The following is an 8,144-nucleotide window of genomic DNA, read 5'->3' as shown; positions in this document are numbered from 1 at the left end:
ACCGGCCAGATCCTCAAGCTGATGGCCGCGAAGCCCGATGCGATCCTGATCGCGGGCGCGGGCACGCCGACCGTGCTGCCGCAACGCACTTTGATCGAGCACGGCTACAAGGGACCGATCTATCAGACGCACGGCATCGCGACGCCGGAGTTCATCAAGCTCGGCGGCAAGGATGTCGAAGGCACGCTGTTTCCGACGCAGCCGGTCGTGGTCGCGCGCACGCTGCCGGGCGATCATCCGGCGAAGAAGGCGGCGCTCGCGTTCGTCAATCAATACGAGGCGAAGTACGGGCCGGGCAGCGTCACACAGTTCGCGGGCGACGCGGCCGGCGTCTACCCGCGCTTGCAGGATGCGGTCGCACGAGCGTTGAAGACCGCGCAGCCAGGCACGCCGGCGTTTCGCGTCGCATTGCGCAACGAACTGGAGCACGCGCATGAGCTGGTGGTGCCGAATGGCGTCGTCAACACGAGCGTGAAGGATCACGTGGGGCTCGACCAGCGCGCGAGCGTGATGGGCACGATCAAGGATGGGAAGTTTGTTTATCTGAGTCAGTGACGAATGCGGCGAGGCGGGGGTACGGTGCGTCGAACATCACAAACCATATCGTCTGACGCATCCGTTCCGTGCCAAAACCGGCTGCCTTGCTTGCGCAAACGCCTACACTGAACTGACCTGCGGCGCCTGAGCTGCTTCGCGCGCCGTGAGCCAGGCGACATCGCGGCGCGCGCTTCGCCGCGCCAGGCCCTACCGCGAGCCCGCCGGGCGCACCCGACCCGCCGAGGAGAAATCATGGCCACCGCTTCGATTGCAGAAAACACCGGCACGGGCATCGTCACCGTGGCAAGCGCGCAGGCCGGCGCCGCAACGGTCGAGCGGCTCGCGGCGCTGATCCCGCAACGCGGCCTGACGCTGTTCGCCTGCATCGATTTCAGCGGCGACGCCGAACGCGCTGGACTCACGATGCCGTTCAGCCGACTGCTGGTGTTCGGCAATCCGAAGGCGGGCACACCGTTGATGCAATTCGCGCCGACCGCCGCGCTCGATCTGCCGCTCAAGGTCCTCGTCTGGGACGATGCGGCCGGCCGCACCTGGCTGTCGTTCAACTCGCCCGATTACCTCCGCCAGCGTCACGGTCTTTCGGATGAGCTGCTAAAGCCGGTTAGCGGCGTGGCAGCCCTCGTGGACGCCGCCGCGCGCTGACGCTGCAAACGAAGGTTCATCGCGATGCGACGCACGCCGGTCAATTCACGCTAGCAGGCCCGGGAGCGCTTGCATGTCCGTGCACGCTCTTCAACGTAATGGTCGACATGGATTATCCGTTCGCGTGACGCGGCTTTAGCACCGTCGTCATGTACTCCGTCGCGAAATCGATAAACGTTCTCACCCGCAACGGCACTCGGCGCTGCGCGGGGTAAATAATCTGCGCGGCAAGCGGCTTCGCTTGCCATTTCGGCAACACGCGCACGAGCCGCCCCGACGTCAGATCCTCGCCGATCAGCCATTCCGGCAGCACCGCAATGCCGAGCCCCATGCGAACCGCTTCGCGTATGCTCGTCACCCCTTCGGTAACGAACAACGGTTCGACCCGCAATACGTGCTCCGCCGCCCCCGAATGAAGCGTGAGCTCTCTTACCCCGCCGAACTGACTGCCGGACAACCCGATCCACGGCAGCGCAGCAAGATCCTCGGGCTTGCTGGACTTCTTGTGATCTTTCAGCAGCGCGGGTGACGCGACCACATAGCGCCTGATCTCGCCGAGCGCACGGGCGACCACCCGATCGTCGCTGATCGCCCCCGCGAAAATCCCCGCGTCGCTACCCTCTTCGATCATGCGCACCGGTCGATTCGAATAGCCCAATTCCATCCGCACACCCGGATGCGCGTGAATAAAGCTGCTGATCAGGCGGCTCACCACCGATTGCCCGAAATCGATCGTCGAGAACACACGGATCGTGCCACTCAACGCGGTCTGATCGCTGCGCAAACGCTGCTCCGATTCGTCCGCAAGCGACAACAGCGCCTCGGCGTCGGCGAGCAGTTGATGCCCAACGTCGGTGACGCTCATGCGATGCGTATCGCGCCGCAGCAGCGCGGCGCCGCATTGATCTTCGAGCGCGCGCAACTGGCGGCTCAGCGTGGGTTGGGTCAGGCGCAGCTTGCGCGCGGCCGCGGAGATGCTGCCGCTCTCCACGATTGCGACAAAGGCGCGAAGCAGACCGAGGTCGTCGAAGGCTGTCATACGCTGTGAGCATAGCCGATATGTTGGTCATGCGGCTACCGTTTGAACAGGCCTGGCGAGAAGATACGTCCATCGCATCACCCAGTACCACCCTAGTCGAAAGGAGAGTCACCATGAGCACCCAAGCCAACGGTTCCAAAGTCGCGATCGTCACCGGCGCGTCGCGCGGTATCGGCGCCGCCATCGCAAAGCGTCTCGCCGCGGACGGCATCGCCGTCGTGGTCAACTACGCGGGCCGCGCTGCGGACGCGCAAGCCGTCGTCGACTCGATCGAAGCCGCCGGTGGCCGCGCGGCCGCGATCCAGGCCGACGTCGCGGTGCCGGCCCAGGTCGCGGCGCTGTTCGACCAGACCGTCACACTGTTCGGTGGTGTCGACATCGTCGTCAACAACGCTGGCGTCATCCAGCCGGGTCTCGTGTCGCTGGTCGACACCGACGACGCGCTGTTCGACCGCCTCGTCGCGGTCAACCTGAAGGGCACCTTCAACATGCTGCGCGTCGCGGCGAAGAAGCTGCGCAGCGGTGGCCGCATCGTCAACTTCTCGAGCAGCATGAAAGCGCTCGCGATGCCTGGCTATTCGGTCTACGCCGCGACCAAAGCCGCGGTCGAAACGATGACGAACGTCTTCGCGAAGGAACTGCGCGGCCGCAACATCACCGTGAACGCGGTGGCGCCCGGGCCGACCGCGACGGACCTGTTCCTCAAGGACAAGACGCCCGAGCAGGTCGAACGCCTCGCCAAGATGCCGCCGCTCGAACGCCTCGGTCAGCCCGAGGACATCTCGGCCGTCGTGTCGTTCCTCGCCAGCGACGCCGGCGCATGGGTCGACGGCCAAACGCTGCGCGTGAACGGCGGCATCGTCTGAGCGTCCCGTTCCCGAACGCAAACTTCCAGTCAATCCGGCATTCAACCCGAACAGGGAGCTGATCATGAAACAGGTCGTCGTTATCACCGGCGCGTCGAGCGGTTTCGGACGCCTCGCCGCCGAAGCGCTCGCAACAGCTGGCCACACTGTCTACGCGTCGATGCGCGCAACCGCCGGACGCAATGCACCGGTCGTCGCGCAGATGGCCGAGTTCGCGCGGCAACATCGCGCCGATCTGCGCGCGGTCGAACTCGACGTGCTGTCGCAGGATTCGGTCGTCGCGGGAATCGCGCAGGTGATCGCCGAGACGGGCCGCATCGACGTGATCGTGCATAACGCCGGCCATATGGCCTTCGGCCCGGCCGAGGCGTTTACGCCCGAGCAATACGCGCAGCTGTACGACGTCAACGTGCTCGGCACGCAACGCGTGAATCGCGCGGTGCTGCCGCAGATGCGCAAGCAAAAGCGTGGCCTCGTCGCGTGGGTGTCGAGCAGCAGCTCGGCGGGCGGCACGCCGCCTTACCTTGCGCCGTACTTCGCGGCGAAGGCGGCGATGGATGCGATCGCGGTTCAATACGCGCGCGAGCTGTCGAGTTGGGGCATTGAAACCTCGATCATCGTTCCGGGCGCCTTCACTTCCGGCACGAACCACTTCGAGCACGCGGGCCATCCCGCGGACCAGCGCGTGCTCGACGCGTACGACAACGGGCCGAACGCGGGGCTGGGCGAGCGCATCCAGAAGGCCTTTGCCGCGATCGTGCCGCCGGATGCCGACGTCGCGCTCGTCGCGCAGGCCATCGTCGAGGTCGTCGATGCGCCGTTCGGACGGCGTCCGTTCCGCGTGCATATCGACCCGTCGCAAGACGGCGCGGATGTCGGTTTCGCAGTGCTCGACCGCATCAGGGCCGAGATGCTGCATCGCGTCGGCATGTCCGAGCTGCTGACGCCGCGCTCGTATTGACGCCGCGCGACGACGCCCGTATCGGGGACGCTGCCCGGCCACTTCGTGCCGGGCAGCGCGCTCGATTCGAGAAACGCGATAGTTGCAAACCGCCGAACCGTGCGGCATGTTTCATGCGCGGGCATCTCGACCCGCACACGCGGCGTTGCGGTCACCGGACTCAGGTATGCTGAGCGTCTTTCGGATACCTTCCGTTCAAGGGGAGAACATGCGGCGCGTTGTATTCAATCAGAAAGGCGGTGTGGGCAAATCGACCATCGTCTGCAATCTGGCGGCCGTCAGCGCGAGCGAAGGCCTGCGCACGCTGGTGATCGACCTGGACGCTCAGGCGAATTCAACGCAATACCTGCTTGGGCCGCAGGCCAGCGAAGTGCATCCTACCGTCGCCGGCTTTTTCGAAACCGCGCTCACGTTCAGCTTCAAACCCGTTGAGGCCACAGCCTTTATTCATCCGACCCGATTCGAGAATCTCGACCTGATGCCCGCTCATCCCGATCTCGACACGCTGCAGGGCAAGCTCGAATCGCGCTACAAGATCTACAAGCTGCGTGACGCGCTCAACGAGCTCGACATGTACGACGCGATCTATATCGACACGCCGCCGGCGCTGAACTTCTACACCCGCTCCGCGCTGATCGCGGTCGAGCGTTGTCTGATTCCGTTCGACTGCGATGACTTTTCGCGTCGCGCGCTGTATACGCTGCTCGAAAACGTGAAGGAGATTCGCCAGGATCACAACGACGCGCTGGAAGTAGAAGGGATCGTCATCAACCAGTTCCAGCCGCGCGCGAGCCTGCCGCAAAAACTGGTCGACGAACTGGTTAGCGAAGGCTTGCCGGTGCTGGCCTCGCGGCTGTCGTCGTCGGTCAAAATCCGCGAATCGCATCAACAGGCGACGCCGGTTATTCACCTCGAGCCGGGGCATAAGCTCGCGCAGGAATATCGGGCTTTGTATCGTGAGCTGAGCGAGTAGCGCGAGCACGCCGAAGTAGCCGGATCAGGGCCCGGCTTCGGCCTCGATCCCGGCCGGCCGATTCATGTTGATCAACCGCGGCGGCGAGCGCGCTTCCGACCCACCTCACTCGCCGATGATCTCGCGATGCTGTCGCGCCGTTGCCGCGCGAGCAGCATCGGTATCGTGGTCATTCCATTGCGAAGCAGATCCACGGCCAACGTCGCGACAAGCGGACGCCCATTGCGCGTGTCCTCGATGACAAACACGGTCGCCAAAATCACCCGGATAAGCGTTGCCGTCACAACCTGTGCGGCCATGTAGTCACGCCCGTTTCCCGCTATCAGCGCCGAATTGGCAATAGCGATGACCGTTGCACTCGTTCATCCGTCAGCGATTCGGCCCAGCAATCGCACGTGTAACCACGCAAAAACATGTTGACAAGTTACGCCTCGGATAAGTAACCTTTAAACAGTCGTTTTAACGGTTACGAACAAGTCAACGCGTCGATCAACGGAGCAACGAAATGAACCCCGGTAACGTGAATGTGGTGCTCGCGCATGGCGCATGGGCGGACGGCTCGAGCTGGAGCAAGGTGATCGGCCAGTTGAGGGCGCATGGCATCCGTGCGATCGCCGCGCCAATGCCGTTGACGTCGCTCAGCGACGACATAGCCGCGCTCGAACAGACCCTCGAACGCATCGAAGGGCCGTTGGTGCTGGCGGGCCATGCATATGCGGGCGCGGTGATCGGCGCGGCGCAGTCCGACGCGATCAAGGCGTTGGTGTTTATCGCCGCGCTTGCGCCCGACGAAGGGGAAACGGTCGGCGACGTGTTCTATCGCGGCGCGCAGCATCCGCAAGCGCCGAAGCTGGCACCCGATCAGCACGGTCGCCTATGGCTGGCGGAGCCCGATTTCGCGGCCGCGTTCGCACAGAACGCAACGCCGGAGGATTTGGCGGTGCTCGCCGCGGTGTAACGGCCGATTGCGGTCGCGTGTATCGGCGAGCCGGTCGGCCGCCCCCGTTGGAGAGATACGCCCAGCTGGTATCTGATTGCCGAAGAGGATCGGATGATCGATCCGGATACGCAGCATTTCATGGCCGACCGGATGAACGCGCGCCGCCACGCGTATCAGGTCGATCACACGCCGCTCGTCACCGCGCCGGAGGCCGTGACAAACGTGATCGTCGACGCGGTCCACGCGATATCGGTGCGCTAAGAACGACCGGCCCACGTTTCATTCCTGCATCGCGCAAGCTCCGAGCCCCGTTCGATCATCGATCGCCGCTTCAACAGCCGCATTCATTCATCGAGAGAGAAATCATGTCATCCATCGCCTACCGTCATGCCGACGTCGACCAGTTCAACGTGTTCTATCGCGAAGCGGGCCGAGCCGGCGCGCCGAAGCTGCTGCTGCTTCACGGTTTCCCAAGCTCGAGCCATATGTTTCGCGATCTGATTCCGAAGCTGGCGGATCGCTTTCATATCGTCGCGCCGGATCTGCCCGGCTTCGGACTGTCCGACATGCCGTCGCGCGACAGCTTCGCCTATACGTTCGACAACCTTGCGAACGTGATCGACCGCTTCACCGAGGCGATCGGTTTCGATCGTTACGCGCTCTATGTGTTCGACTATGGCGCGCCGACAGGTTTTCGTGTTGCGCTGAAGCATCCCGAGCGCATCACCGCGATCATTTCGCAGAACGGCAACGCATACGAAGAAGGCCTGAGCGATGGCTGGAATCCGATTCGCGCGTATTGGCAGGACCCGTCGCAAGCGAATCGCGACGCGTTGCGTGCGTTACTCACGCATGACACGACCGTATGGCAATACACGCATGGCGTGAGCGATCCAACGCGGGTCTCGCCCGATAGCTATTCGCTCGACGAGTTTTATCTGGCCCGGCCAGGCGCGCACGACGTGCAACTCGATCTGTTCGGCGACTATCAAAGCAATGTCGCGCTGTACCCGGCGTTCCAGCAGTACTTCCGCACACATCAACCGCCGTTCCTCGCGGTATGGGGCAAGCACGATCCGTTCTTCCTGCCGCCCGGCGCCGAGGCATTCCGTCGCGATATGCCGCAAGCGGTGGTGCGCTTCTTCGATACCGGCCATTTCGCGCTGGAGACGCATGCGGCGGAAATCGCAGAAGCCATTGCCGGCTTCCTGATTCGGTGACATGCGGCGCTGCGCTCAGCAAGCAGCTTGACCGTTGATTGAAACGAACCTGTGGATCACAGCCGGAGAAATGCGATGTCCGCAAAAGTAGCTATCGTGACTGGCGCGAGCCAGGGTATCGGTCGGTCGACCGCGATCAGACTCGCACGCGACTTCGAGTCGATCGTGCTGGTCGCACGCAATCGCGACAATCTTGAACAGACTGCGGCCGAGGTCGCCAAAGCGGGCGCCACGCCGCTCGCCGTCGACCTCGATCTGTCCCGGCCCGACGCCGCGCAAAAGGTGGTCGACCAAACGCTCGCGACGTTCGGCCGAATCGACGCATTGCTGAACATCGCGGGCGCGGTGCCGCAGATCGATATTCTCGAGATGACCGACGCGCAGTGGGACGGCGGCCTCGCGTTGAAACTGCACGGCGCGCGGCGTTTGACGATCGCGGCATGGCCCGCGTTGAAAGCGTCAGCAGGATCGGTGGTGCTGATGTCGGGCAATTCGGCGCTGTTTCCAAAGGCGCCTTACGCGGCAGTGGGCGCCATCAACGCAGCGATCGTGGCGCTCGCGAAGGCATTCTCGGATCGCGGCATTGCCGACGACGTGCAGGTCAACAGCGTATTGCCCGGTGCGGTGATGACGGGTCGCCGCAAATCGTATCTGGAACATTGGGCGCCACTGCACAACATGAGCGTCGAAGAGGCGACCGCGAAATTTCCGGCAGAGGCGGGCATCACGCGATATGGCACGCCGGAGGACATTGCCGGGCTGATCGCGTTTATCGTATCGCCGGCCGCTCGCTGGATGACCGGCTCGGCATTGAGGATGGACGGCGGCGAAGTCAAATCGGCCTGATCGTCGAGGCCGCGCGTGCGCTGGCGATTAGCTGGCGCCGCGCACGCACGCACGCGAAACATCACCAATGCGGGTGGCCCGGTTCGCGGATGCCAAGGG

General features: G+C 63.8%; 11 protein-coding genes. 9 read left to right on the top strand and 2 right to left on the bottom strand.

Translation table 11 applies throughout. The annotated features are described in order from the left end of the window. A partial coding sequence (locus VGH68_RS11670; protein ID WP_331603779.1) for an ABC transporter substrate-binding protein occupies positions 1 to 555 on the top strand: 555 nt, incomplete at its 5' end. A gap of 234 nt (positions 556 to 789) precedes the next feature. Next, complete coding sequence (locus tag VGH68_RS11665) at positions 790 to 1,200, top strand: DUF302 domain-containing protein (protein WP_331603778.1); 411 nt, start codon at positions 790 to 792, stop codon at positions 1,198 to 1,200. 112 nt (positions 1,201 to 1,312) lie between these two features. Here the strand turns inward: VGH68_RS11665 and VGH68_RS11660 are convergent, their stop codons facing one another. Next, on the bottom strand, positions 1,313 to 2,239 hold the full coding sequence (locus VGH68_RS11660; protein WP_331603777.1) for a LysR family transcriptional regulator: 927 nt from the start codon (positions 2,237 to 2,239) through the stop codon (positions 1,313 to 1,315). Between the two features lie 113 nt (positions 2,240 to 2,352). Between VGH68_RS11660 and VGH68_RS11655 the strand changes: the two genes are divergently transcribed. The 3 genes from VGH68_RS11655 to VGH68_RS11645 all read left to right on the top strand — a co-directional run bounded on the left by VGH68_RS11655 (position 2,353) and on the right by VGH68_RS11645 (position 5,039). Next, on the top strand, positions 2,353 to 3,105 hold the full coding sequence (locus VGH68_RS11655) for an SDR family oxidoreductase (protein ID WP_331603776.1): 753 nt from the start codon (positions 2,353 to 2,355) through the stop codon (positions 3,103 to 3,105). Positions 3,106 to 3,169: 64 nt separating this feature from the next. Continuing rightward, entirely contained in the window at positions 3,170 to 4,066 is an 897-nt protein-coding gene (locus VGH68_RS11650) for an SDR family NAD(P)-dependent oxidoreductase (RefSeq protein ID WP_331603775.1), read from the top strand. Between the two features lie 208 nt (positions 4,067 to 4,274). Continuing rightward, a complete protein-coding gene (locus VGH68_RS11645; RefSeq protein WP_331603774.1) occupies positions 4,275 to 5,039 on the top strand; it encodes a ParA family protein in 765 nt (254 codons plus the stop codon). A gap of 71 nt (positions 5,040 to 5,110) precedes the next feature. Here VGH68_RS11645 and VGH68_RS11640 read toward each other — a convergent pair whose 3' ends face one another. Next, a complete protein-coding gene (locus VGH68_RS11640) occupies positions 5,111 to 5,338 on the bottom strand; it encodes a hypothetical protein (protein WP_331603773.1) in 228 nt (75 codons plus the stop codon). A 206-nt stretch (positions 5,339 to 5,544) separates the two neighbouring features. Here VGH68_RS11640 and VGH68_RS11635 point away from each other — a divergent pair, with 206 nt between their 5' ends. The 4 genes from VGH68_RS11635 to VGH68_RS11620 all read left to right on the top strand — a co-directional run bounded on the left by VGH68_RS11635 (position 5,545) and on the right by VGH68_RS11620 (position 8,045). After that, complete coding sequence (locus tag VGH68_RS11635; RefSeq protein WP_331603772.1) at positions 5,545 to 5,997, top strand: alpha/beta hydrolase; 453 nt, start codon at positions 5,545 to 5,547, stop codon at positions 5,995 to 5,997. A 93-nt stretch (positions 5,998 to 6,090) separates the two neighbouring features. After that, positions 6,091 to 6,240 (top strand): hypothetical protein, encoded by a 150-nt coding sequence (locus VGH68_RS11630; protein WP_331603771.1) that lies wholly within the window; start codon positions 6,091 to 6,093, stop codon positions 6,238 to 6,240. Between the two features lie 104 nt (positions 6,241 to 6,344). Continuing rightward, positions 6,345 to 7,199 carry an alpha/beta hydrolase gene (locus VGH68_RS11625; protein ID WP_331603770.1) on the top strand — a complete coding sequence of 285 codons (855 nt, stop codon included), beginning with the start codon at positions 6,345 to 6,347 and terminating at the stop codon, positions 7,197 to 7,199. 75 nt (positions 7,200 to 7,274) lie between these two features. After that, positions 7,275 to 8,045 (top strand): SDR family oxidoreductase, encoded by a 771-nt coding sequence (locus tag VGH68_RS11620; RefSeq protein WP_331603769.1) that lies wholly within the window; start codon positions 7,275 to 7,277, stop codon positions 8,043 to 8,045. Positions 8,046 to 8,144 lie beyond the last annotated feature (99 nt).

Source organism: Paraburkholderia sp. (genome assembly GCF_036488505.1).
Lineage (GTDB): Bacteria > Pseudomonadota > Gammaproteobacteria > Burkholderiales > Burkholderiaceae > Paraburkholderia.
The sequence above is the reverse complement of the archived record's forward strand: the minus strand, read 5'-3'. Positions and strand labels throughout refer to the sequence as shown.